21 protein-coding genes and 1 pseudogene are annotated in these 22,171 nt (G+C 64.6%); 12 read left to right on the plus strand and 10 right to left on the minus strand.

The genetic code is table 11. The features are described 5' to 3' along the window. Positions 1-82 precede the first annotated feature (82 nt). Positions 83-511: a low affinity iron permease family protein gene (locus tag FJ960_RS18295; RefSeq protein WP_181165913.1), complete on the plus strand. Its 429-nt coding sequence runs from the start codon at positions 83-85 to the stop codon at positions 509-511. Between the two features lie 3 nt (positions 512-514). On the opposite strand, the gene FJ960_RS18300 is transcribed toward FJ960_RS18295, so the two are convergent. Next, on the minus strand, positions 515-1,381 hold the full coding sequence (locus tag FJ960_RS18300) for an SDR family NAD(P)-dependent oxidoreductase (protein WP_140715844.1): 867 nt from the start codon (positions 1,379-1,381) through the stop codon (positions 515-517). Between the two features lie 135 nt (positions 1,382-1,516). Here FJ960_RS18300 and FJ960_RS18305 point away from each other — a divergent pair, with 135 nt between their 5' ends. Next, positions 1,517-1,798: a hypothetical protein gene (locus FJ960_RS18305; protein WP_140715846.1), complete on the plus strand. Its 282-nt coding sequence runs from the start codon at positions 1,517-1,519 to the stop codon at positions 1,796-1,798. Between the two features lie 81 nt (positions 1,799-1,879). On the opposite strand, the gene FJ960_RS18310 is transcribed toward FJ960_RS18305, so the two are convergent. Continuing rightward, positions 1,880-2,455: a TMEM175 family protein gene (locus tag FJ960_RS18310; protein ID WP_140502445.1), complete on the minus strand. Its 576-nt coding sequence runs from the start codon at positions 2,453-2,455 to the stop codon at positions 1,880-1,882. Positions 2,456-2,694: 239 nt separating this feature from the next. Here FJ960_RS18310 and FJ960_RS18315 point away from each other — a divergent pair, with 239 nt between their 5' ends. Beyond that, the gene (locus FJ960_RS18315; protein ID WP_140715848.1) at positions 2,695-3,102 is read left to right on the plus strand and encodes an SH3 domain-containing protein; all 408 of its coding nucleotides are present in this window, start codon (positions 2,695-2,697) and stop codon (positions 3,100-3,102) included. Positions 3,103-3,314: 212 nt separating this feature from the next. Beyond that, the gene (locus tag FJ960_RS18320; protein ID WP_140715850.1) at positions 3,315-4,520 is read left to right on the plus strand and encodes an MFS transporter; all 1,206 of its coding nucleotides are present in this window, start codon (positions 3,315-3,317) and stop codon (positions 4,518-4,520) included. 24 nt (positions 4,521-4,544) lie between these two features. Here FJ960_RS18320 and FJ960_RS18325 read toward each other — a convergent pair whose 3' ends face one another. After that, a complete protein-coding gene (locus tag FJ960_RS18325; protein ID WP_246672871.1) occupies positions 4,545-6,005 on the minus strand; it encodes an MATE family efflux transporter in 1,461 nt (486 codons plus the stop codon). Positions 6,006-6,194: 189 nt separating this feature from the next. Between FJ960_RS18325 and FJ960_RS18330 the strand changes: the two genes are divergently transcribed. After that, a complete protein-coding gene (locus FJ960_RS18330) occupies positions 6,195-6,998 on the plus strand; it encodes a L,D-transpeptidase (protein ID WP_140715854.1) in 804 nt (267 codons plus the stop codon). 56 nt (positions 6,999-7,054) lie between these two features. Here the strand turns inward: FJ960_RS18330 and FJ960_RS18335 are convergent, their stop codons facing one another. Continuing rightward, on the minus strand, positions 7,055-8,524 hold the full coding sequence (locus FJ960_RS18335; RefSeq protein ID WP_140715856.1) for an esterase-like activity of phytase family protein: 1,470 nt from the start codon (positions 8,522-8,524) through the stop codon (positions 7,055-7,057). A gap of 233 nt (positions 8,525-8,757) precedes the next feature. Here FJ960_RS18335 and FJ960_RS30290 point away from each other — a divergent pair. The 3 genes and pseudogenes from FJ960_RS30290 to FJ960_RS18350 all read left to right on the plus strand — a co-directional run. Next, positions 8,758-8,934: pseudogene (locus tag FJ960_RS30290) on the plus strand (glycine cleavage T C-terminal barrel domain-containing protein); the annotation flags it as partial. Positions 8,935-8,948: 14 nt separating this feature from the next. Next, complete coding sequence (locus FJ960_RS18345) at positions 8,949-10,502, plus strand: trimethylamine methyltransferase family protein (protein WP_140716027.1); 1,554 nt, start codon at positions 8,949-8,951, stop codon at positions 10,500-10,502. A 124-nt stretch (positions 10,503-10,626) separates the two neighbouring features. Further along, on the plus strand, positions 10,627-10,941 hold the full coding sequence (locus FJ960_RS18350) for a hypothetical protein (protein ID WP_015317239.1): 315 nt from the start codon (positions 10,627-10,629) through the stop codon (positions 10,939-10,941). A gap of 31 nt (positions 10,942-10,972) precedes the next feature. Here the strand turns inward: FJ960_RS18350 and FJ960_RS18355 are convergent, their stop codons facing one another. Then, positions 10,973-13,762, minus strand: a complete 2,790-nt coding sequence (locus tag FJ960_RS18355) for a UvrD-helicase domain-containing protein (protein WP_140715858.1) — start codon at positions 13,760-13,762, stop codon at positions 10,973-10,975. A gap of 258 nt (positions 13,763-14,020) precedes the next feature. Here FJ960_RS18355 and FJ960_RS18360 point away from each other — a divergent pair, with 258 nt between their 5' ends. Then, on the plus strand, positions 14,021-16,336 hold the full coding sequence (locus FJ960_RS18360; protein WP_140715861.1) for a glucose/quinate/shikimate family membrane-bound PQQ-dependent dehydrogenase: 2,316 nt from the start codon (positions 14,021-14,023) through the stop codon (positions 16,334-16,336). Between the two features lie 27 nt (positions 16,337-16,363). Here the strand turns inward: FJ960_RS18360 and FJ960_RS18365 are convergent, their stop codons facing one another. After that, positions 16,364-16,798, minus strand: coding sequence for a hypothetical protein (locus FJ960_RS18365; RefSeq protein WP_140715863.1), 435 nt, complete (start codon positions 16,796-16,798; stop codon positions 16,364-16,366). Positions 16,799-16,802: 4 nt separating this feature from the next. Continuing rightward, positions 16,803-16,961, minus strand: a complete 159-nt coding sequence (locus FJ960_RS29540; RefSeq protein WP_181174270.1) for a hypothetical protein — start codon at positions 16,959-16,961, stop codon at positions 16,803-16,805. 251 nt (positions 16,962-17,212) lie between these two features. On the opposite strand from FJ960_RS29540, the gene FJ960_RS18370 reads away from it, so the two are divergent. Then, positions 17,213-18,100, plus strand: a complete 888-nt coding sequence (locus tag FJ960_RS18370; protein ID WP_140715865.1) for a dienelactone hydrolase family protein — start codon at positions 17,213-17,215, stop codon at positions 18,098-18,100. Here the strand turns inward: FJ960_RS18370 and FJ960_RS18375 are convergent. Beyond that, positions 18,097-19,050, minus strand: a complete 954-nt coding sequence (locus FJ960_RS18375) for a DMT family transporter (protein WP_246672873.1) — start codon at positions 19,048-19,050, stop codon at positions 18,097-18,099. The two genes, FJ960_RS18370 and FJ960_RS18375, sit on opposite strands and share 4 nt — an antisense overlap. 89 nt (positions 19,051-19,139) lie before the next feature. Between FJ960_RS18375 and FJ960_RS18380 the strand changes: the two genes are divergently transcribed. Further along, a complete protein-coding gene (locus FJ960_RS18380) occupies positions 19,140-19,619 on the plus strand; it encodes an Lrp/AsnC family transcriptional regulator (RefSeq protein ID WP_140715867.1) in 480 nt (159 codons plus the stop codon). A gap of 27 nt (positions 19,620-19,646) precedes the next feature. Here the strand turns inward: FJ960_RS18380 and FJ960_RS18385 are convergent, their stop codons facing one another. Both FJ960_RS18385 and FJ960_RS18390 read right to left on the minus strand, forming a co-directional pair. Beyond that, positions 19,647-19,844, minus strand: a complete 198-nt coding sequence (locus FJ960_RS18385) for a hypothetical protein (protein WP_015317249.1) — start codon at positions 19,842-19,844, stop codon at positions 19,647-19,649. 228 nt (positions 19,845-20,072) lie between these two features. After that, positions 20,073-20,582 (minus strand): thioesterase family protein, encoded by a 510-nt coding sequence (locus FJ960_RS18390; protein WP_140715869.1) that lies wholly within the window; start codon positions 20,580-20,582, stop codon positions 20,073-20,075. Between the two features lie 102 nt (positions 20,583-20,684). On the opposite strand from FJ960_RS18390, the gene FJ960_RS18395 reads away from it, so the two are divergent. Continuing rightward, positions 20,685-22,100: an FAD-linked oxidase C-terminal domain-containing protein gene (locus FJ960_RS18395; RefSeq protein WP_140715871.1), complete on the plus strand. Its 1,416-nt coding sequence runs from the start codon at positions 20,685-20,687 to the stop codon at positions 22,098-22,100. Positions 22,101-22,171 lie beyond the last annotated feature (71 nt).

The raw sequence follows: 22,171 nt of genomic DNA on the forward strand, positions 1-22,171 counted from the left end.
ATTTTTTGCCCGCGGGAACCTGAAATGGCTGCTGGTTGTTTCCTCTTGTGCCCGCACGGAGCCGCGCTGTCTGAGGGAGTTCATGATCGAGAAGCTTTTCACCAAAATCGCCAACCGGGTGGCTCACCTTGCTGGCCTGTCGCCCACGTTCGCACTCTGTTGCCTGATCGTCATCGTCTGGGGACTAAGCGGGCCACTCTTCGCGTTCTCGGACACCTGGCAACTGGTGATCAACACCGGGACGACAATCATCACCTTCCTGATGGTGTTTCTCATCCAGAACACCCAGAATCGCGACGGCGCGGCGATCCAGGCCAAGCTCGATGAGCTGATACGGGTCAGCGCGGCCAAAAACACCTTCATCGGCATCGAGCACCTGACTGAAGCCGAGGTCCAGGAGATCCGCGCCAAATGCGAGCGGGCGGCTAAGCGGCACGACGAGAAGATCGCCACCATGGCGGCCAAGAAGGCGGTTGCCCAGAAGCGGGGCGCGAAAAAGAGCGTGGCTTGAGGCTCAGCCCTTCATGAACGCCGCGAACGCATCCTTGTGGTCGGGGTGCCAGCGCGACAAGGCAGGGCGGTTTTCGATAATGTCGCCGATCGCCCAAGCCATGCGCTTTTCGTCCAGCGACCGCGCGGCCTCATTGTCGGGACACAGGACGTAGAAGTCACCCCTGACCAGCGATTCCAGCATGAAATCAATCACCTGCTCACCGGTCCACGCTCCCGCCGGCTTTTCCGTCGCGCCTTCGGTCAGGCCGGTATAGGTGAAGCCGGGGATGAGCAGATGCGCCGACAGGCGGGCGCCAGGCTCATTCCTCAGCGCATGCGCCAGGCCCTCGGTAAAGGTCTTCACGCCGGCCTTGGAAACGTTGTAGGCGAGGTTGCCGGGCGGCGTGGTGATGCCTTGCTTGGAGCCGGTGTTGACGATCAGGCCCGGCTTGTCCGATGCGAGCATGCGTGGCGCGAAGGCTTCGACGCCATGCACGACGCCCCAGAAATTGATGTCGAGCAGCCGTTTCCAGCCGGCGCGGTTGTCCCAGGGTTTTCCCGGGTTGTCGCCGACGCCGGCATTGTTCATCAGCAGCGAGACGGCGCCGAATGCGCCGAATGCCCGGTCGGCCAAACGATCCACCTCATCGGCCTTCGACACGTCCGATGCGACGGCAAGCACGGCGTCGTCGCCGGCAATCGCGGCAACGACTCGCGAGGCATCGTCGAGGCGCGGGCCGCCAATGTCGGCGAGCACGATCTTCATGCCCATCAGCGCCAGCCGTTTGGCCGCCGCAAGACCAATGCCGCTGGCGGCACCGGTGATGACGGCGGTATTGCCTTGGCCAAGCGCGGGCAAGGCGGTCTGGATCTCGGTATCGGGGATCATCGGCGATGCTTTCCTTTTTCGATTGCGCCGAACTTAGCGCCGGAACGGGCTTGTGCAAGCCGCCGTCGGGGCTCGTCGGGTTGACCAGTCCGGTCGTGGCTGCGCATGCTGCGATGCCAAAAGGGAGATTTCCGATTGACGGATTGGGTTGCAATTCTGAAGGAGCAGACCGCCGCCGGCGACCAGATGGGGCGCGAGGTGCCACAGATGCTGGCCAACCCGGATATCAGCGAAGCCCAGGTGAAAACCTTGTTCTCCGCATTGGAAAAACAAGCGGAGTTCGTCGAGAAGCTGCGCATGGCGCTGGAGAAGTTCGGCCATGATTTCTCGATCATCAAGGCGGCGGAGCGGCTGGAAGAGCGCTATGCCGACCTTGCCGCTTCCGTGGCGGAGAAGCTGAAGGCGATGCGCGGTTAAGCAATTCCAGGAGAGGCGTGAGGCAGTTTTCCCGGGAAAAGCGCATAACGCTTTCCCTAGGGAATTGCGCTGGACAAAGAGCTATTTTTCGAGAACGCGCGAAAAACGCGTGTCCGGGACCAGCCAGACCAGGGCGACGGCGACATAGAGCGCGACGCCGATCCACCGGTCGAGGAAGGTCAGCCCAACGGCCGCTATGTAGGCGGCAAGCGAAATCCTTCCCTTGCGGTCGCGGCCGATCGCCTTGGCGAATGCGGTATCCGGCCCATGCAGCCGATGCAGCGCAATGACCAGGATGCTGTAGGCGGTCGCACACATTACAAGGTCGAAACCGTAAACCGCGACGGGAACCGTGGCGAAATGGTTCTCGCCCATGAAGGCGGTCGTCATCGGCATCAGGGACAGCCAGAACAACAGATGCAGGTTCGCCCACAGCACGTGGCCGTCGACACGCTGCACGGTGTGGAACATATTGTGCAGATTGTTCCAATAGATGCCGACATTGATGAAGGAGAGCACGTAGCACAGGAAGATCGGCCACTGCGGCAGCAGCGCCGAAAAATCCTCGCCTTCCGGCACCTTCAGTTCCAGCACCATGATGGTGATGATGATCGCCACCACGCCGTCGGTGAATGCCTCGACCCTGCCTTTGCCCATGATCACCACCCCAGTCCGCGATGAGTTGCCGAAAGATAGTAAATCGTTAGCGGATGTTGGCGCGCCGATAAACAGTGTGAGGAAAACTCCTCAACTATATCAGGGGAAACTTCCACGCAGGAACGGTGATCGTGGTGATCGGCCCTGGCAGCTTGTTGACTTTTCTTGCCGCGGCCTCTCCCGTTGCGATGCTGTCCCGGCCGAAGCAGTCGAACGGCCGGCACTCGATGGAGGGACCGATGAGATTTCGATTTCTGCTTGCGATAGCGACCATTCTGGCCGCCGTCTTCGGGACGTCCGCCGCTGCCTTCGCCTACGGCGCCCATACCACGACCAGCCTCAACGTGCGTACCGGGCCTGGCGCGGAATACGCCAAGGTCGGAACGCTGCCGGCCGGCTTCCGGGTTGACGTGACCGGCTGCCAGCCTGGCTGGTGCAGGATCCATGGCGGCGGTGTCAGCGGCTGGGCCAGCTCCGGCTATCTCTCGCGGGCCCAAGTCGTGCATCCGCCGGTTATCATCGTAGGCGCGCCGCACCGGCCGCCATACTGGCACCACCGGCCTCATCACCGTCCTCCGCATCACCGCCCGCCGCACAAGCCGCGTCCCGGCAAGTGCAAGATCGCGCCCGGTTTTTCCTGCAAGTAGGCCCGGTTTCCTGCAAATAGTCTGATTGCGTCTGATACGGCACAAGGGGTGCCGTGATGGATCGGGGCCGCTGGCCCCGATCCGCATTTGTGCGTTCATCGGCCTGGTCAGGCAAGGCCCACCGTGGTGTCAGGAGCGTGGCCGTTCACTGGAACGCCGGCGGGAAGGGCACGTTAATGTCGCGATCCCTGAAACTGATGACGAGGTTGGCCATGGCCTTTCGCGATTTGGCGCAAACTCAGAACGAGGCCGGCGACGTCCTCGCGATCCCGACTGTCGCGGCGATGATCGCGGTGCTGTTTGCCGGCAGCACGGCGCTGACGCCGCTCTATATCATCTACAAGCAGCAGTTCGGCTTTTCGCAGATCACCTTGACGCTGATCTACGCGGTCTATGTTGTCGGCAATCTCGGCGCCCTGCTGGTGTTCGGTGGCGTGTCGGATGTTGTCGGGCGCCGGCCCGCAGCGCTGGCGGCGATGATCGTGGCCATTGTCAGCGCGCTTATCTTCCTGTTCGCCGGAAATGTCGTCTCGCTCGACGTGGCGCGCATCCTGAGCGGGCTTGGCATCGGCGTTGGCGCCGGAACGGGAACCGCCTGGATTGCCGAGCTTCTCCCCGCCGCCGATAAATCGCGTGCCAGCGTCATCACCACCAGCACCAATTTCCTCGGTCTCGGTTTCGGGTCGCTGATATCGGGACTGTTGGCTCAATACGAGCCCTGGCCCCTGCGGCTGGTGTTCATCGTCTATCTCATGGCACTCGCGGTGGTGGCGGTCCTGGTCTGGCGTACCCGTGAAACGGTGGCGAAGCCGGGTGGCCTCGAGCGGATTTCGATGCGGCCGCGCCTCTCCGTGCCTCAGAAGATACGCACGCGCTTCGTCGCGCCGGCGGTGACCGGTTTCGGCGCGATGGCGCTGGTCGGCTTCTATGCCGCGTTGGCGCCGAGCATCCTGGCGCAGCAGCTGCACGAAACGAACCATGCCGTTGCCGGCGCGCTGTTCTTCGAACTGGCGATCGTCGCGGCGGCCAGCATCGTGGCGCTGATGCGGGTGCAGAGCAGCAAGGCCATGCTGGCCGCCCTGGCCTTGATGATCCCAAGCGTGTTGCTGGTGGTGGCTGCACAGGTTCTGGCCTCGATGGCACTGATGATCGTGGCGACGGCCTGCTGCGGTGTCGTGGCCGCGCTTGGCTACCGAGGCGGCCTGCAGGTGGTGAACGAGATCGCGCCACAGGATCGCCGTGCCGAAGTGGTGTCGAGCTTCTTCGTCTGCTGCTTTGTCGGCAACGCCTTGCCTGTCATCGGCATCGGCGTCGTGTCGACCTATGCCAGCCCCGTCGCCGCGAGCCTGACCTTCGCGGCCATGATCATCGTGTTCGCGCTGGTGGCGCTCGCCTTCGGGCTCCGACAGAGGCGCTGAGACCGCCGCGCCAGCACGTGCGCTTCAGCCGTTCGGCGTTTCAGGTGCCATGTTCGCGCGCTGGCGCGGCACGCCGAGCCCGGTGTCGGGCGGTTCGCCGGCAGCCGGCCTGTTCTCGATCATGTGCAAGGTGCGCCAGCCGCCGAAGCGGTAGTAGGCCGCGGCCAGGACCAGCGAGGCGATCGAGCCGGCCGGGAAACTCCACCACAGCGCTTCCTCGCCGATCACGCCGCGCATGTAATAGGCAAAGCCGGTGCGCACGATGAGCACCGAGATCACCAGGATGATCAGCGGCGGCATCACGGCACCCGTGGCGCGCACCGTGGCGAACAGCACGATGGTGATGCCGAACAGGATGAACGACCAGGATGCTACGGTGTTGATGTGGGCGGCGATATCGATCGCGGCGCTGTCACTGCTCAGGAACAGGCCCAGGATCGAGCGGTCGAAGACCCATAGCAGCGCGACGAGGGCGCCGGTCAGGACGAGGTTGAAGCCGACGCCGGAGGCGGCAACGCGGCCGATCCGGTCCCAGCGGCCGGCCCCGACATTCTGCGCCGCCATGGAAGAAACCGCGGCGCCGATGGCGAGCGCCGGCATCTGGATGTACGTCCAGAGCTGCGCTGCGATGCCGTAGGCGGCGGCGACTTGCGAACCATAGGAATTGACGATGCCCATCACCGTCAGTGCCGCCGCCGAGATGACGATCATCTGCAGGCCCATCGGCACGCCCTTGAAGACGACGATGCGCAGCAGCGCCGGATCCGGGCGCAGCAGGGCGAGATTTGTGCCGGCCAGCCGCAACGGATGCTTGCGCGCGTAGAGCACGACGAGGATGGCGATAACACTTACGGTCTGGCCGATCAGCGTCGAGGTGGCGGAACCGGCGATGCCGAGTTCGGGAAACGGGCCGATGCCGCGGATGAGCAGGGGATTGAGCACGATGTCGAGCACGACCGCCAGCGCCATGAAGATGAAGGGCGTGCGGGAATCGCCGGCACCCCGCAGCACGGTCATGACGAAGGACAGGAGGTTCATCATCGGCACGGCGGCGAAGATGATGCGCAGGTAGGAGCGTGCGAGCGGCAAGGCGTCGGCCGGCGTGCCAAGCGCGCCCAGGATGGCGTCGACCCAGATCCAGCCGCAAACCGCGAAGACCACCGAAACGAGGAAGAAGAAAGTGGCGCTGGTGCCGACGATGCGGCGTGCCTCGGGCAGGTCGCGGGCGCCGACCGACTGCGCCACCAAGATGGTGGCCGCCATGCCAATGCCGAACACCGTGCCGAGGATCAGGAACAGGACGAGGTTGGCGTTGGAGGTCGCCGTCAGCGCCGATTCGCCGAGGAAGCGGCCAACCCAGACGGCATTGACCGAGCCGTTCAGCGATTGCAGCACGTTGGAGCCGAGCACCGGCAAGGCGAAGAGCAGCAGCGTGCGTGGGATCGGGCCGCTGGTCAGGTCGCCGGTGCGCCGACGCGCGGGCATTTTTTCGTTCATGGCCGACAAAGCCTATCTCGAGTCCGGTGCGCGATGATTGCAGATTCAACCCGACAGGTCGATGCGGGGGCGCGAACGGTCCACGGTGTTCACGCCATGATCCATCCTGTTCTCAAAGCTTGCGGAATGGGATATTGATCCCAGGCGCGTTGGGCCGCGTTTCTCACCAGGGGGTTCATGTCCGATATTCCGCTTGTTGCTGAGCGCCTGAGCCGGCGCGCGTTTGTTGGCGCGTCCGCTTTGGGCTGCGCTTCCGTCGTTCTCTCGGCGTGCACCACGACCGATGTGGCGCCGCCGGCAGTGGCGCCGGTCCCGCCGTCGGCTGCGCCAAGCGAGCCGGCTGTCGGCGATACCGCAACCATGTATGCGGCGCGCACCGACGAGGGTTATCAACTGCCGGCCATCCCGGTTGCCAAGCTCGATCCGAAGTTCGTGCGCCAGATCGTGGCCGATCCGACCGGAGAGAAGCCTGGCACGATCGTCGTCGATGTTTCCGAGCATTTCCTCTATCTGGTGCGCGACGGCGGAAAGGCCATCCGCTACGGCGTCAGCCTCGGCAAGGCCGGTTTCGGATGGACCGGCAGCGCCGTGGTCCAGGCACACAAGAAGTGGCCGGTGTGGACGCCGCCGCCCGAAATGATCCAGCGCCGGCCGGAACTGGCGAAATACAAGAACGGCATGCCGCCCGGACCGCAGAGCCCGCTGGGCGCCCGCGCGCTCTATCTTTTCCGCGACGGCAAGGACACGATGTACCGGCTGCACGGCACGCCGGAATGGGATTCCATCGGCAAGAACGCATCGTCCGGCTGCGTGCGCTTCATGAATCAGGACATCATCGACCTCTACAGCCGCGTCAACGGCCCCGCCCAGGTCTTCGTGCGGCCCAACCTGTCGGCTGCCGGCAAGATCATGGCCGTGTCAAGCAGGACGGCCGAGCCAATCGATGCGGGCGTGCCGAAGGACGCCGAGTTCTTGAAGTAAGCCTTCACGACCTGCACAGGCGGACGCGCCAGGCGCGCCCGCTTGTGCGGCGATCGTTACTTCTTGCCGAGACCTGGCAGCGTGACCTGATAGACCAGGAACATGGTGTCGACATCGGCGCCGTCATCGGCCTTGTAGGGCGCGCCGACCTGGAAGCCGTCCTGGGCGAGGAAGTCGTTGTCGTTGCCGACGAACAGGAAATAGTCGTCGGGCAGCTTCGGATCGAGGACGCTGGCGACCGACATCGCTTCCCACTTCTCCGAAAGCTCGTTGTGGTCCTTCGCCCCACCATTATGCAGGCCGAAGCGGCCAAGCTCGGCGGCGTCATTGATATCGATGAACGGCGTCAGCTTGGCCGGCGTCACCGAGGGATCGAGCACGCCCTTGGGCGCTACCGGCTTGTCGGCCGCGTCGAAGGCGCTGCCCGCGATGTCGGTCGCGCCGGACACGTCGACGATGTTGATCTGACGGTAGAGCGACGCGTCACCCTTCTTCAGGCCCTGGCCGTTGCCGCTGTCGCGCGCCAGCATCAGGAAGGATGTGTCCGAAAGCGCCACGATCTCGCTCTGCGCGGCGACCTTGGTCTTGCCTTTGGCATCCTTGAACATCGGCAGCGGCACGACGTATTCATGCGCGAGCTTCAGATGGGCGAGGTCGGAGGCATCGTAAACCAACGCCCGGGTGTTCTGGCGCGTCGAGGGTGAATCGCCGCCGTCCTGCCTCGGCGCCGACTGTAGCACGGCGATCAGGAACTTGCCGTCCGGCGTCATCGCCATGCCTTCGAGGCCCTGGTTGTTCTGGCGCCCGGTTTCGGGATCCTTCGGATCAGGGTCGGCGGCACCCGGACCGGGATTGTCGGAGGAGAAGTTCGGCGTTCCCTTGCGCATCGGCACGAGGGCTGCCGGCGGCTGGGTCGCCGACATCAGGCGGCCTTGCGCGGAGAACCTGTAGATGTTGGGGCCGTACTCGTCGGAGATGAACATCGAACCGTCGGGCAGCCGCACGATGGCCTCATTGTCGAGAGCGAGCTTGCCGTTGGTGGCGACGGGCAGCATCGGCATGTCGCCGGCGGCAGGGCGTACATCCGACAGCGGATCGAGGCCGGTGGCATCGGCGCCCTTGTCGTCGGTCAGAAGCATGGTGTCGGCAAGCGTCGCCTTGACGCCCGTCTGCTCCTGGCCGGCGGCGGGAGCCGCACCCGGTGCGACAGGCGTGAACTCGATGCCGATGGTGTTGAGGCGCGGCCGGTAGTCGGTGGTGCCAGCGACATTGTAGCCACGGTCGGGCAGGAGCCAGAGCGATCCCTTGTAGGTGCCGGCATCTTGCGTCCAGCCTGTAGTGTCGATTGCCATGCCGGAGCCCGAGCCGAAGGTCTCGCCGAACTTGTCGCGCTGAGCAGCCGGCATGCGGCCGACGCCGACCAGGCCCTTGTTGATGTAGGCCACGCCGTCGGCAAGCGCCGGTGTCAGGGCGGTGAACAAGGCCAGCGCGACGCCGAGCGAGGCGGTTCGGTGCGGGTGTTTCATGGACAATCCTCTTTGTGACGAGCATGCCGGAGCGGCCGAAGGACAAAAACGGAAAGAGGTGCCGCATCGACGATGCCGCGCGAGCCTCCCCAAAAGCGATCTAAGGCGTGAACATGATGCTTGCGTGACAGTGCGCGATGCCGGTCCGCCAACGTATTGGACACTTATGTCTAGTACATATAGGATGCCGGCTTCGAACTGACCGGAAGGGAAGCCTTGAGGCCGCCGCGCGCTTCGTCACCTCGGGCGGATTTGGCTACACGATCAAGAGCGTCGCGCTGGCGTTGGTGGACGACGATTTCGCCGGGGAGGGGACGCAGCTTTGCGTGCACATTGTCGGCGTCGAACGGCCTGCGCGGGTCATCGCGGGCTCGCCCTATGATCCCCAGGGCAAGGCGATGCGGCAATGAGGAGGGAATTCGCGATGATCGATGACGCGGCACGAGACAGCAGGCGCGAACGCCGGCGCGGACGCACGGGCGAGGCCGGCAGCGAATCAAGCCGCAAGCCCAATTACCGCTCGCTGAAGAATCCATTCCTGCCACAGCCGATCTTTTCCGACGACCAGGTGGCGTCGATCCACGACACGGCGCTGCGCGTGCTGGAAGAACTGGGCATCAAGGTGCTGCTGCCTGAGGCGCGCGAAGTGCTCGCCCGCGCCGGCGCCCTGGTCGATCCCGACACCGACATGGTGCGCATCGGCCGCGACATGGTGGTGGCAGCCCTAGCCTCGGCGCCGCGATCGATCCACGCCAATGCAGGCGCGCGTGCTCGTGATCTGTCGCTCGAACTGGGCTCGATGACGTTCCTGGCGGGCTCCGGCGCGCCCAACATCACCGATCTCGACCGCGGCCGGCGCCCCGGAACGCTGGTCGCCTTCGAGGAGCTCATCAAGCTGGTGCAGCATTTCGATGTCTTGCACATGCTGGGACCGTGCATCGAACCGCAGGATATCGACAATCGTTTTCGCCATTACTCCGTCAATCGGGCGCAGCTGACACTGTCCGACAAGTTCCCATTCGTGTTCGCGCGCGGCACGCCGCAGGTCGATGACAGTTTCGAGATGATCAGGCTGGCCCGCGGGCTGTCCGAGGACGAGTTCCGCTCGGGCGCGCATTGCTACACCGTCATCAACACCAACTCGCCGCGCCAGCTCGATGTTCCCATGGCGCAAGGTATCATCGACTTCGCCAAGGCGGGCCAGGTCCTGATCATCACGCCGTTCTGCCTGGCCGGTGCGATGGCGCCGATTACGGTGGCCGGCGCCTTGACGCTGCAGCATGCCGAAGCGCTGGCCGGGCTGACGCTGGCGCAGATCGTGCGGCCGGGCGCGCCGGTGGTCTACGGTTCCTTCTCCTCCAATGTCGACATGAAATCGGGCGCACCGGCCTTCGGCACGCCGGAGCACGTCAAGGCCACACTGGGTGCAGGCCAATTGGCGCGCTTCACCGGTCTGCCCTGGCGCTCGGGCGGCGGCAGCGCTGCCAACATTTCGGACGCGCAGGCCGCGCACGAGACACAGTTCGCGCTGTGGGGCTCGGTGCTTTCGGGCGCCACCGTCTGCATCCATGCGGCCGGCTGGCTGGAAGGGGGCTTGAGTGTTTCCCTGGAAAAGCTGGTCACCGACATCGAAGCGCTGCAGACGGTCGCGGAACTTTGTACCGCGACGCCCGGCGACGACGACGCAATCGGCTTCGAGGCCATCGCCGAAGTGCAGCCGGGCGGCCATTTCTTCTCGGCCAGCCACACCATGGCACGCTACCGCACCGCCTTCTACGAGCCGCTGGTGGCCGACTGGTCGAATTTCGGCAACTGGACGCAAAGCGGCTCGAAGACCGCGACCGAACGCGCCACCGGCATCTGGAAGCGCATCCTTGCCGATTTCGAGCCGCCGGCCGCGGCCGCCGCAACGTCAGGCGTGCTGGACGCGTTCATCGCGCGGCGGACGGAAGAGGGCGGCGCGGCGCCAGTGTCGTGAGATAGTTCGCGGATCCATCATCCCGAATTGTGGCCGTGGTCCCGGAACCCGCGGCGCGTCCCACGCATTCATGGGTGCGGGCCAACGCCTGGCTCCATCCGCGAGCCGTTGAGGGGAGGACGACATGGGTTTCGACCAGTATCACGAACCGCCGGAAGAACTGTCGCAGGAAGTGCGGACCTTTGCCCGCATGATCACCTCGCTGATCGAGGAGGCGGAAGCGATCAGCTGGTACGAACAGCGCATGTCGGTCGAGAAGAACCCACAGGCCAAGGCGATCATGAAGAACGCGCAGAGCGAGGAGTTCAAGCATTTCGGCATGGACCTCGAATTCCTGCTGCGCCAGAAGACGGATTGGCGCGTGGAATTGAAGGAAATCCTGTTTACGACGGGGGATATCGTGAAGGCCGGGGAGCGGGGCGAGAAGAAGGTGGATTGAGGCGGGACGTCAGTCTTCGAGGCTGGCAGCCTCACACCGGCAGGACAAACCCGTCCAGCACGCGTTTCTGGCCGGCCTTGTCGAAGTCGATGGTCAGCTTGTTGCCCTCGATGGCTGAAATATTGCCGTTGCCGAATTTCTGGTGGAAGACGCGGTCGCCGACGCTGAAGGCGGACGGCGTGTCGGAGACGGATTTGGCGACCAGTTCACCGTCGATGGTGCGGCCCTTGACGCTGGTGCGGCCGGCGCCGTAGCCGGAGTCTGTTTCGCCATAGCCGATGCGTTCGACCTGATGGCCCGAGCGCGTGCCCCAGTTGCGGTCGGTCGCCTCGGTGCGGTTGGCCTGCGCGCGCTGCCAGCCCGGCGTGGAATAGGTGTTGGAGAAGGCGCCGGACTTTTCCCCGCCGCCCGAATTGGCGCCGATATTGTCGAAGCGCGAGGCGCCATACGGGTTCTGTCTTCCTGCCCCTTGGCCGCCGCCACGGCCGGACGCGAACGAGCCGCCGCCATAGGGATTGCCGTAGCCGCCATAGGAATTGCCGGCTTCGGCGACCTCGACATGGGCTTCCGGCAGTTCCTCGAGAAAGCGCGACGGGATGGTCGATTGCCAGAGCCCGTGGATGAGGCGGTTGGAGACGAACCAGATATGCAGGTTCTTCTTGGCCCGCGTCAGCCCGACATAGGCGAGCCGCCGCTCTTCCTCGAGCCCGGAGCGGCCGCCTTCGTCGAGTGCGCGCTGATGGGGAAAGAGGCCTTCCTCCCAGCCGGGCAGGAAGACGGTTTCGAATTCGAGGCCCTTGGCCGAGTGCAGGGTCATGATGGAAACGGCATCGAGCCCGGCATTCTGCTCGGCATCCATGACCAGCGCGACATGTTCGAGGAAGGAGCGAAGCGACTCGTACTCCTCCATGGAACGGATCAGTTCCTTGAGGTTCTCCAGCCGCCCGGGGGCTTCGGCCGAGCGGTCGTTCTTCCACATGTCGGTGTAGCCGCTCTCCTCGAGAATGGTCTCGGCGAGTTCGGTGTGCGGCGTGGTTTCCAGCGCCTTTTGCCAGCGTTCGAAATTGGCCGCGACCTCGCGCAGCGCGGCGCGCGGTTTCGGCTTCAGCTCGTCGCTTTCGGCGAGTGTAGCCGCCGCCTCCAGCATCGGGATGCGCAAGCCGCGCGCCGTGTCGTGGATCTGGCGGATGGTCGCTTCGCCCAAGCCGCGCTTGGGCACATTGACGATGCGCTCGAAGGCGAGGTCGTCGGTGCTGTTGGCGACGACCCGGAAGAAGGCCAGCGCGTCGCGGATTTCCATGCGCTCGTAAAAACGCGGACCGCCGATGACGCGGTAGTTAAGGCCGAGCGTGATGAAGCGGTCCTCGAAGGCGCGCATCTGGAACGAGGCGCGGACCAGGATTGCCATGTCGTTCAAATTATGCTTCTGGCGCTGGTAGGCCTCGATGGTCTCGCCGATGGCGCGGGCTTCCTCCTCCGAATCCCAGGCGGCGTGGACGTTGACCTTGCCGTCCTCGGGATCGTTGCGATCGGTGAACAGCGTCTTGCCGAAACGGCCCTCATTGTAGGCGATGAGGTGGGAGGCGGCGCCCAGTATGTGCGCGGTCGAGCGGTAATTGCGCTCCAGCCGGATGATGGTGGCGCCCGGAAAATCCTTGTCGAAGCGCAGGATGTTGTCGACCTCGGCACCGCGCCAGCCATAGATCGACTGGTCGTCATCGCCGACACAGCAGATGTTTACTTTGTTTTCGCTCACGGGCTGTTCCGCGCCTGCCGGCGCGGGCCCTCCGCGGGGGCCTCGCAACGGCTCGGACGCCCGGTCGGGCTTGCGGCCTTCGGCCGAAGCAGCCGATCCATGGCTATGCTCCAGTGGGTCTTCTTCAGGCGCTGGAGGCCTATAGCGCCCTGCTTCTGTTCTGTCGATGACCGACGAATTGGACGCGGTGGGAGCGCGACCGCCCGGAGAACCACTCCTTGGCGCTTCGGGCCTTTGCGCCAGCAGGCGCAGCCACATGTATTGGGCGGTGTTGGTGTCTTGGTATTCGTCGACGAGGATGTATTTGAACCGCCGGTGATAGTCCTTCAGCACATCGGGATTGGCGCGGAAGATGCGAATCGGGTGGCAGAGCAGGTCGCCGAAATCGCAGGCGTTCAGTGTCTGCAGCCGCTCCTGATAAGCCTTGTAGAGCTCGCGGCCCTTGCCGTTGGCGAAGCTGCGCGCATCGCCCTCGGCGATGTCGGCCGGGCCCTGGCCCTTGTTCTTCCAGCCGTCGATCATCTGGGCGAATTGTTTCGCGGGCCAGCGCTTGTCGTCCAGGCCCTCGGCCTGGATCAGCTGCTTGATCAAGCGCACGACGTCGTCGGTGTCGAGGATGGTGAAGTCGGACCTCAGGCCGGCAAGCTCGGCATGGCGCCGCAGCAGCTTCACGCCGATCGAGTGGAAGGTGCCGAGCCACGGCATGCCCTCGACATTGCCTTCGCCGATCAGGATGCCGATGCGCTGCTTCATCTCGCGCGCGGCCTTGTTCGTGAAGGTCACGGCCAGGATCTGCGAGGGAAAGGCCCTGCCGGTGGCGAGGATGTGGGCGATGCGGGTGGTCAGCACGCGGGTCTTGCCGGTGCCGGCGCCGGCCAGCACCAGAACCGGCCCTTCGGTGGTCTCCACCGCCAGCCGCTGCTCGGGGTTAAGCCCCCTGAGATAGTCCGGCGCGTTGTTTTGGCCACCGCGGGCAGCCATGGCGCGCGCGGCAATGCCCGACGGGGCCGTGGGCCGCGCATCGGGTTCGTCGAAAAAGGGCATGTCTTCGGAAAAGCCGGACATCGCCCCCGAATGTAGTGATTCGGTAGCGAAAGACCAGAACTGTCTACGTTTTGTTCCGGTAAAGTGCCTGATACGGCCGCTTGAGCGACATGGCGGCCGGCGTTGTGAACAACCTCAGGCGGAAGAAGGTTGCTGCCGCGGGCCCATGACCTATGCTTGACAGGCGCGGCGGTCGGGAGAAAGTTGCGCAGGGGGCGGCACACAATGCCGGGTTGCCCAAGGCCGCCTCATGCGCGCAACAGTCGAAGGAGTATCATCTTGGCTGTCACCATCGCCTCCCTCGTCCTCTTCCTCATAGGCCTGGCACTTGGCGCCGGCGGCATCTGGTTGGCTTCGCTGGGCGGCAGCTGGTACTACATCATTGTCGGTCTCGCCTTCCTGATCACCGCCTGGCTGCTCTACCGGCGCCGTTCCACGGCGCTCTGGCTCTATGCGGCGATCGTGATCGGCACCCTGGCCTGGGCGGTCTGGGAAACCGGCTTCGACTGGTGGGAGCTCGGCCCGCGCGGCGGCATCATCGTGCTGGTGGCGCTGTGGCTGCTGACGCCGTGGGCGCGGCGGGGCCTTGCCGGTCCGGACGGTCGCGCGCCTCTGATCCTTGCCGTGCTGGCATCGCTGGCGGTGGCCGGCTATTCGATGACCACGGACCCGAAGGACATCGGCGGCGCGCTCGACACCGACAAGGTGATCCCCAACGCCAATCTCGGCGGCGATGTGCCCGCGGGCGAATGGCACTATTATGGGCGCACGCAGTTCGGCCAGCGCTATTCGCCGCTCGACCAGATCACGCCGGACAATGTCGCCAATCTGCAGCCGGCCTGGACCTACCGCACCGGTGACGTGAAGGGCCCGGACGATGTCGGCGAGACCACCTACCAGGTGACACCGCTTAAAATTGGCGACACGCTCTATATCTGCACGCCGCACAACTTCGCCATCGCCGTCGATGCGGCGACCGGCAAGGAGAAGTGGCGCTACGATCCCAAGGTCAAGCTCGACAAGGACCGCCAGCACCAGACCTGCCGTGGCGTTTCCTATTATGCCGATGCCGCGGGCGCCGCCGGTCAGCCCTGCGCTGCGCGCGTCTACCTGCCGACCTCGGATGCCCGGCTGATCGCGCTCGACGCCGCCAACGGGCAGGTTTGCCCGGCCTTCGCCGAGGGCGGCACGCTCAATTTGTTGGCCAACATGCCGTATCCGAAGTCGGGCTATTACTACTCGACTTCGGCGCCGCTGATCGCGGGCGGCAAGATCATCGTCGGCGGCGCGGTCAACGACAATTATTCGACGCAGGAGCCGTCCGGCGTCATCCGCGCCTACGATGCGAGCACCGGAAAGCTGCTGTGGAACTGGGATTCCGGCAATCCGGACCAGACGACGCCGCTGCCGGCCGACCAGACCTACACCGCCAACTCGCCCAACATGTGGTCGACGCCGAGCGCCGACGAGAAACTCGGCCTGCTCTACGTACCGCTCGGCAACCAGACGCCGGACCAGCTCGGCATGGGCCGCAGCGCCAATGTCGAGAAATTCTCCTCCTCGATCACCGCGCTCGACCTCAACACCGGACAGTTGAAATGGGTGCGCCAGACCGTGCACCATGACCTCTGGGACATGGACGTGCCGGCGCAGCCGAGCCTGATCGACATCACCAAGGCTGACGGCTCCGTCGTGCCCGCCCTCGTCGGGCCGACCAAGCAGGGCGACCTCTATGTGCTCGACCGGCGCACCGGCGAGCCGGTCATCCCCGTCAAGGACGTGCCAGCGCCGGGCGGCGCCATCGGAGGAGATCACACATCGCCGACGCAGCCGGCATCCGACCTTTCCTTCAGCCCGCCGCCGCTGACCGAGGCCGATATGTGGGGCATCACCATGTTCGACCAACTGGCCTGCCGGATCGCGCTCCATAAATTGCGCTATGAAGGCCGCTACACGCCGCCCTCGCTGCAGGGATCGCTGGTCTACCCCGGCAATTTCGGCACTTTCAACTGGGGCGGCGTGGCGGTCGATCCGGTGCGGCAGGTGATGTTCGGCATGCCGACTTATCTCGCCTTCACGTCCAGGCTGATCCCCCGCGCCGACGTGCCGCCGCCGGGCGATACCAAGGGCAGCGAGCAGGGGCTGAACCGCAATGACGGCGCGCCCTATGCGGTGGTGATGGGACCGTTCCTATCGCCGCTCGGCATTCCGTGCCAGGCGCCGCCCTGGGGCTATGTCGCTGGCGTCGATCTTCGGACCGGTACCATTGCCTACAAGCACCGCAACGGCACCGTCTACGACATGACGCCACTGCCGTTGCCGCTGAAGGTCGGGGTGCCCGGCATTGGCGGACCGATGATCACGGCCGGCGGTGTTGCCTTCCTGGGTGCCGCCGTCGACGACTATCTGCGCGCCTACGACCTGACATCGGGCAAGCAGCTCTGGCGGGCGCGGCTGCCGGCCGGGGGGCAATCGACGCCGATGACCTATACGGTCGCCGACGGGCGGCAGTTCGTGGTCATCGTCGCCGGCGGCCACGGCTCGGTCGGCACCAAGTCGGGCGATTATGTGATGGCCTACGCGCTGCCGAAATAGGCGGTGCCGGGTTCGGCGATTCGACGATCAGCCGAGCCCCAGATGGGCCTTCAGGCTGGGCACCGAACCGAGCACCTGGTTGGTCAAATCGGGGCCGGCGGCGGCCTCGGCCTGCTGCACCAGCGTCTCGCCGGCCTTCTGGATCTGCGCCATGTCGAGGCCGGATGCCTTGAGCGCGGCGAGGCCGTTGACCAGTGCGCCGGCTTTCTCGCCGAGAACGCCGCCAAGCGCGCCTTGCAGCGACGACAGGAAGCCGCCGCCGCCGGCCGGCGCGGCGGCCATGACGTCATATTGGTGCGCAAGGTCGTCGGCGCCGGGAATCTTGGCGAAAAACGAAGACGCACTGGTGCCTTCGGCTTCGTGCTCCAGCACCGAGAGGATGGTGCCGACGACCTTTTCGGTCGTAGCCTGGTCAAGCCCGGCCTTCTGCGAGACGGTGTTCACGATGTCCTGGACGTTCATGACTTCACCTCAACTTGGGTTTCGTGTTTGTGCGCTGACGCCGGCGGCTGCGAACCTTGACCATGGACTTGCGGCTCGCCGCAACAACAGCCGCGCGCATCGCCAGAACGGCCGCCACTGCTGCCACGAAGGCGGTTGCCAGGATCGGCGAGGTCATGGTCATCGGTACTGTTCCTTTCAGATCGGGCCTATAGGACCGTGGCCGCCAAAGGCGGCCGGCAAGCCAGTTTCCCCCACTATTGTGGCGGCGCCATCAAGATTTGTCACCGATGACAAAAACGTGATGATCTTCCAGCCGACCGACTGGCGGCCGGCAGGACAGCGAGATGTCACGGTCCGGTGACTGGACGATGAGAGGCTCGCCCCTATCTTGCGACCGGCAAGGACACCGAAGCCGAGAGAGCGAGGAAGCTGATGGCCAACGTCACCACCAAACCCGTCATCACCCAGGCGATGATCGATGCTTATGACGAATACACGCATCTGACGCTGGATCGCCGCCGCTTCATGGAGCAGTTGACCAGGCTTGCCGGATCAAGTGCTGCGGCCGCCGCGATCGTGCCGATGCTGGCGGCGAACTCCGCCCAGGCGGCGATCGTGGCCGAAAACGATCCCCGCGTGAAGGGCGAGGACATCACCTATCCCGTCAGCGGCGGCGAGATGAAAGGCTATCTGGTCAAACCGGCAAACCAGACCGGCAAGCTCGGCACCGTCATCGTCATCCATGAAAACAGGGGGCTCAACCCGCATATCCGCGACGTCGCCCGGCGCGTGGCGCTGGAGGGCTTCTTGGCGCTCGCGCCCGATTTCCTGTCGCCGCTCGGCGGCACGCCCACTGATGAGGACAAGGCGCGCGACATGTTCGGGAAACTCGATGCGACGCAGACCGTTGCCAACGGCGTGGCGACGGTCGCCTTCCTCAAGACCGACAAGGACGGCAATGGCAAAGTCGGCGCCATCGGCTTCTGCTGGGGCGGCGGCACGGCCAACATGCTGGCCGTCAACGCGCCCGATCTCTCCGCCAGCGTCGCCTATTACGGCATGCAGCCCAAGGCCGCCGACGCGTCGAAGATCAAGGCTGCGCTGCTGCTGCATTATGCGGGCTTGGACGAGCGCACCAACGCCGGCATCGATGCTTTCAAGAAGGAACTCGACGCCGCGCATGTCGAATACAAGGTCTATGTTTATGAAGGCGCCAACCATGCCTTCAACAACGACACCTCGGCGGCGCGCTACGACAAGAAGGCGGCCGACCTCGCCTGGGGCAGGACGATCGCCTTCCTCAAGCAGAAGCTGGCCTAAGTGCGATCGGCTTCGCGATCAGCCGCCGGTTTGTGGAAGGCAACGCCGGCCACGACCAGCGCGACGCCGAGGCAATCTCTGATGCTTGGAATCTGGCGCAGCACGACGATGCCGATCAGCGTCGCGGTGACCGGCAGCAGGGACAGCATCAGCGCGAAACTCGCGCGCGGCAACCGCGCCATGGCGAGTTGATCGCAGATATACGGAATGACCGAAGAACAGATGCCGACGCCGATGGCGGCGATGAGCAGCGGCGGCGAGAAAAAGGCGGGCAGCGCGTCGGTGACACCGATCGGAAGCACGACGACAAAGGCGACCGCCATGGCAGCACCAAGGCCGGCGATGCCGTCGCCGGCGCCCGCGCGGGCGACACGGTGGCCAAGCACGATGTAGCCGACAAAGAGCGCCCCGTTGAGGAAAGCCCAGAACAGCCCGACCGGGTCGCTTGACCATTTGACGTCAATCAACAGCAAGGTGCCGGTGACGGCGATGGCAAGAGCGGCCAGATTGCGGGCGCTCCTTAGGCCGACCAGCGCAATGCCGATGGTGCCGACGAACTCGATCGCCGCCACCAGCGAGATCGGCAGGCGGTCAAGCGCCAGGTAGAACGAGCAGTTCATCACCGCCAGGCAAGCGCCGAAGGCAATGAGCAGGAGCCGCGTCCGAGGGCCGGCCCGGGCGAAGGTTCGCCAAGGGCGGGTCAGCGGCGCGAAGATCAGCGCCGCGGTGGCGATACGCAGCCACGCCATGCCGAGCACGCCGACATGCGGGAAAAGCAGCACGGCGAAGGCCGGTCCGAGATAGTGGAAGACCGCGCTGACCGCGAACCAGACATGCGGCGGCAGTCTTGTCGCCAGCCCGGTGAGTGCGGGGCCGGCAAGGGCCGGGCGGACAGCAGTAGGGCTGCCTGCGGTAAAACCGGAATGCGGTGCTTGCCTCGGGTCGTCCATGAGACCAGTATCGTAGCCGATCGTCCCGACTTATATGGATGATGATCCGCTTGTCCGATCATTTCTTACCCGGAAGCAAGGAGTTTTCCATGAAACGCCTTCGAAGCGAAAACATCAACCTCGATGCGGCCGACATGAAGATCCTGCGCCTGCTGGAAAAGGATGCGCGCGCCAGCACGGCGGAAGTGGCGCGCTCGGTCGGCCTGTCGGCGCCGAGTGTGGCCGAGCGCATCAAGCGGCTGCAGGAAAACGGCGTGATCGAGGCCTATTGCGTCAAGATCAATCCCGCGGCGCTTGGCCTGAAACTATCGGCATGGCTGCGCATCCGGCCGGTGCCTGGGCAATTGGCCGTCGTGGCCGAGATCATCCGAGACCTGCCGGAAATCGCGCAATGCGACCGGGTGACCGGCGAAGACTGTTTCATCGCGCTGGCGCATGTCGGCTCGGTCGCCGAACTCGAACGGGTGATCGACCGCATCATCCCCCATGCGATGACCAATACGGCGATCATCCAGTCATCGCCGGTGATCGCGCGCTCACCGCTGGCGGCGATCAGGCGGCAGCCGTGAAGCTGGGGATTTGATCCCTCCGCCTCGCTATGCATGGCCGCGCTTCAGGCGGGCGCGCTTCAGGATGCTGCGCCAGCGGATCATGTCGAATGGAATCGGTTCGTTGTTGTTGGCGATGTGAAAGATCTCGTTGTCGACATTCTTGAGCGAACGCCAGAAATCGTAGTCTGATATGCGCGGATCGGCGGCCAGCCTGTCCACCTCGACCTTGATGTCCGTTTTCATGCACGTTCCTCGAACCGGCTTCGCCCCGCCGCCCGCTAAAACAACCCTTGTGCGGACGTTTTCGACCGCTCCGCTGAGTCGTTCAACGGCTCAATTGGCTTGTTCCCGTTAAAACCTCGGTAAGGTTAACGTCGGTGCGAACCCGCTTCAAGCGCGGGTGCCGGCGGTTATCCGATGTTCTGCGATTTTGAGTTTCGGGTGTGGCTTTGAAGCCAGCCCGGTCTCCCGCTAATGGGGCGAGATGGATGCCGGCTCCGCCCACCTGCGCTTGATTCCAATCGAGCGGCCGGCGCGTTCGGGCATAGGCAGCACCGAATGGGCGGCGCGCATGGCTTGGATCCTCGCCAGCACATCGGCCGGGAAGGGCGCCACCTTCGGCCCCGACATATCGACATGCAGCGACAAGGTCTCGGACGTGGCGGCGAGCCAGCCGTCGACATGGCGGATTTCCTGGTAGGCCCGCAGCCGCTTCTCGTCATGCTCGATGAGCTGGAAGGAGACCGTGACCTTGTGATCCAGGTGCAGTTCCTGCACGTAGCAGACATGGACTTCGGCGGTGTAGATGGTGAGCCGCCGCTCTTTCACATAGTCCAGCCCCATGCCCATCGCCTCGAAGGCCTCGTCCGAGCAGCGGTCGAACAGCACGTTGTAGTAGGCCATGTTGAGATGGCCGTTATAGTCGATCCAGTCCTTCTCGATGTCCATGGGCCTGGAGACGAAGGGGGCGGGGATGGACATTGAAACTTCCTTGTTCTGGTGCTGGACAGAGCGTGGTCGCGGAGACTACGCATCCATAATCGCATAACAAGCATGCATGCTGGTCCATTCGCGGAGGATTTCATGGCTCTGAGCGACCTCAATCCGGTCGAACGCAACGAGGAAGGCATCGCGGCGGTGCTCGGCATCCTCAAGCAGCGGCTGGGCGAGCGCTTCCAGACCGGCCAGGCCATCCGCTCGCAGCACGCGCATACGACGACTTACATTCCGACGCAGGCGCCCGACGGCGTGGCTTTCCCCGAGACCACGGCCGAGGTGCAGGAGATCGTGCGCGCCTGCGCCGCGCATCGCGTGCCGGTGATCGCGTTTGGCGTCGGCTCGTCGCTCGAAGGCCACACCAATGCGCCGGGTGGCGGTATCTCGGTCGATACGTCGCGGATGAACCGCATTCTTTCGGTCAATCCACAGGATCTCGACTGCACGGTCGAGCCCGGCGTGACGCGCGAGGACCTGAACCGGCATTTGCGCGATACCGGGCTGTTCTTTCCGATCGATCCGGGCGCCAATGCCTCGCTCGGCGGCATGGCGGCGACGCGGGCGTCCGGCACCAATGCGGTGCGCTACGGGACGATGCGCGAGAACGTGCTGTCGCTGACCGCCGTCATGGCTGACGGCGAGACGGTGACGACCGGCAAACGGGCGAAGAAGAGTTCTGCGGGCTATGATCTGACCCGGCTGCTGGTCGGCTCGGAAGGCACGCTCGGCATCATCACCGCGCTAACCTTGAAGCTGCAGGGTATTCCGCAGGCGATCTCGGGCGGCGTCTGTCCGTTTCCGAGCGTCGAGGCGGCCTGCAACGCCGTCATCGCGACGATTCAGATGGGCATTCCGGTGGCGCGCATCGAACTGGTCAATGCACTGCAGATGCGGGCGATGAAGACTTATTCCAAGCTCGATTATCCCGAGAGCCCATGCCTGTTCGTGGAATTCCATGGCAGCGATGCCGGTGTCGCCGAGCAGGCCGAGACCTTCGGCATGATCGCGGAAGAGAATGGCGGCGGGCCGTTTCTGTGGACCAGCGTCGCCGAGGAGCGGACAAAATTGTGGAAGGCGAGGCACGACGCCTACTGGGCGTCGCTGACCTTGCGGCCGGGCGCCAAGGGGCTTTCGACCGATGTCTGTGTGCCGATATCGCGCTTTGCCGAATGCGTCATGGAAACCGAAGCTGATATCGCCGAGATGGGGCTGATCGCGCCGATCGTCGGCCATGCCGGCGACGGCAATTTCCACGTGCTGGTGCTGATGGATGTGAACGATCCCAAGGAAATCGCGCTGTCGGAAAAATTCGTCGCGCGGCTCAACATGCGGGCGATCGCCATGGAGGGCACCTGCACCGGCGAGCACGGCATCGGCCAGGGCAAGATCGGCTTCCTGCGCCATGAACTCGGCCACGGCGTCGACGTCATGCGCACCATCAAGCAGGCGCTCGATCCGCAAAATATCATGAATCCGGGCAAGATCCTGCCTGACGCGGGCTAGGGCGTCGTGAAGAGCGCGTCTTGACCGCGCGGCCATTCGGGTCGAGGCTCCCGCAGTGGCAAGCCTGGAAA

The sequence above is a fragment of the Mesorhizobium sp. B2-3-11 genome (assembly GCF_006442215.1).
Taxonomy (GTDB): Bacteria; Pseudomonadota; Alphaproteobacteria; order Rhizobiales; family Rhizobiaceae; genus Mesorhizobium; species Mesorhizobium salmacidum.

Bases quoted from the DNA above. Each gene is read 5' to 3' on its own strand.
- FJ960_RS18355 (WP_140715858.1), bottom strand. From the start codon at position 13,762: ATGTCCGGCTTTTCCGAAGACATGCCCTTTTTCGACGAACCCGATGCG.
- FJ960_RS18385 (WP_015317249.1), bottom strand. From the start codon at position 19,844: ATGAAAACGGACATCAAGGTCGAGGTGGACAGGCTGGCCGCCGATCCG.
- FJ960_RS29540 (WP_181174270.1), bottom strand. From the start codon at position 16,961: ATGACCATGACCTCGCCGATCCTGGCAACCGCCTTCGTGGCAGCAGTG.
- FJ960_RS18350 (WP_015317239.1), top strand. From the start codon at position 10,627: ATGGGTTTCGACCAGTATCACGAACCGCCGGAAGAACTGTCGCAGGAA.
- FJ960_RS18295 (WP_181165913.1), top strand. From the start codon at position 83: ATGATCGAGAAGCTTTTCACCAAAATCGCCAACCGGGTGGCTCACCTT.
- FJ960_RS18345 (WP_140716027.1), top strand. From the start codon at position 8,949: ATGATCGATGACGCGGCACGAGACAGCAGGCGCGAACGCCGGCGCGGA.
- FJ960_RS18330 (WP_140715854.1), top strand. From the start codon at position 6,195: ATGTCCGATATTCCGCTTGTTGCTGAGCGCCTGAGCCGGCGCGCGTTT.
- FJ960_RS18395 (WP_140715871.1), top strand. From the start codon at position 20,685: ATGGCTCTGAGCGACCTCAATCCGGTCGAACGCAACGAGGAAGGCATC.
- FJ960_RS18325 (WP_246672871.1), bottom strand. From the start codon at position 6,005: ATGCCCGCGCGTCGGCGCACCGGCGACCTGACCAGCGGCCCGATCCCA.
- FJ960_RS18320 (WP_140715850.1), top strand. From the start codon at position 3,315: ATGGCCTTTCGCGATTTGGCGCAAACTCAGAACGAGGCCGGCGACGTC.
- FJ960_RS18370 (WP_140715865.1), top strand. From the start codon at position 17,213: ATGGCCAACGTCACCACCAAACCCGTCATCACCCAGGCGATGATCGAT.
- FJ960_RS18390 (WP_140715869.1), bottom strand. From the start codon at position 20,582: ATGTCCATCCCCGCCCCCTTCGTCTCCAGGCCCATGGACATCGAGAAG.
- FJ960_RS18310 (WP_140502445.1), bottom strand. From the start codon at position 2,455: ATGGGCAAAGGCAGGGTCGAGGCATTCACCGACGGCGTGGTGGCGATC.
- FJ960_RS18300 (WP_140715844.1), bottom strand. From the start codon at position 1,381: ATGATCCCCGATACCGAGATCCAGACCGCCTTGCCCGCGCTTGGCCAA.
- FJ960_RS18335 (WP_140715856.1), bottom strand. From the start codon at position 8,524: ATGAAACACCCGCACCGAACCGCCTCGCTCGGCGTCGCGCTGGCCTTG.
- FJ960_RS18315 (WP_140715848.1), top strand. From the start codon at position 2,695: ATGAGATTTCGATTTCTGCTTGCGATAGCGACCATTCTGGCCGCCGTC.
- FJ960_RS18380 (WP_140715867.1), top strand. From the start codon at position 19,140: ATGAAACGCCTTCGAAGCGAAAACATCAACCTCGATGCGGCCGACATG.
- FJ960_RS18365 (WP_140715863.1), bottom strand. From the start codon at position 16,798: ATGAACGTCCAGGACATCGTGAACACCGTCTCGCAGAAGGCCGGGCTT.
- FJ960_RS18375 (WP_246672873.1), bottom strand. From the start codon at position 19,050: ATGGACGACCCGAGGCAAGCACCGCATTCCGGTTTTACCGCAGGCAGC.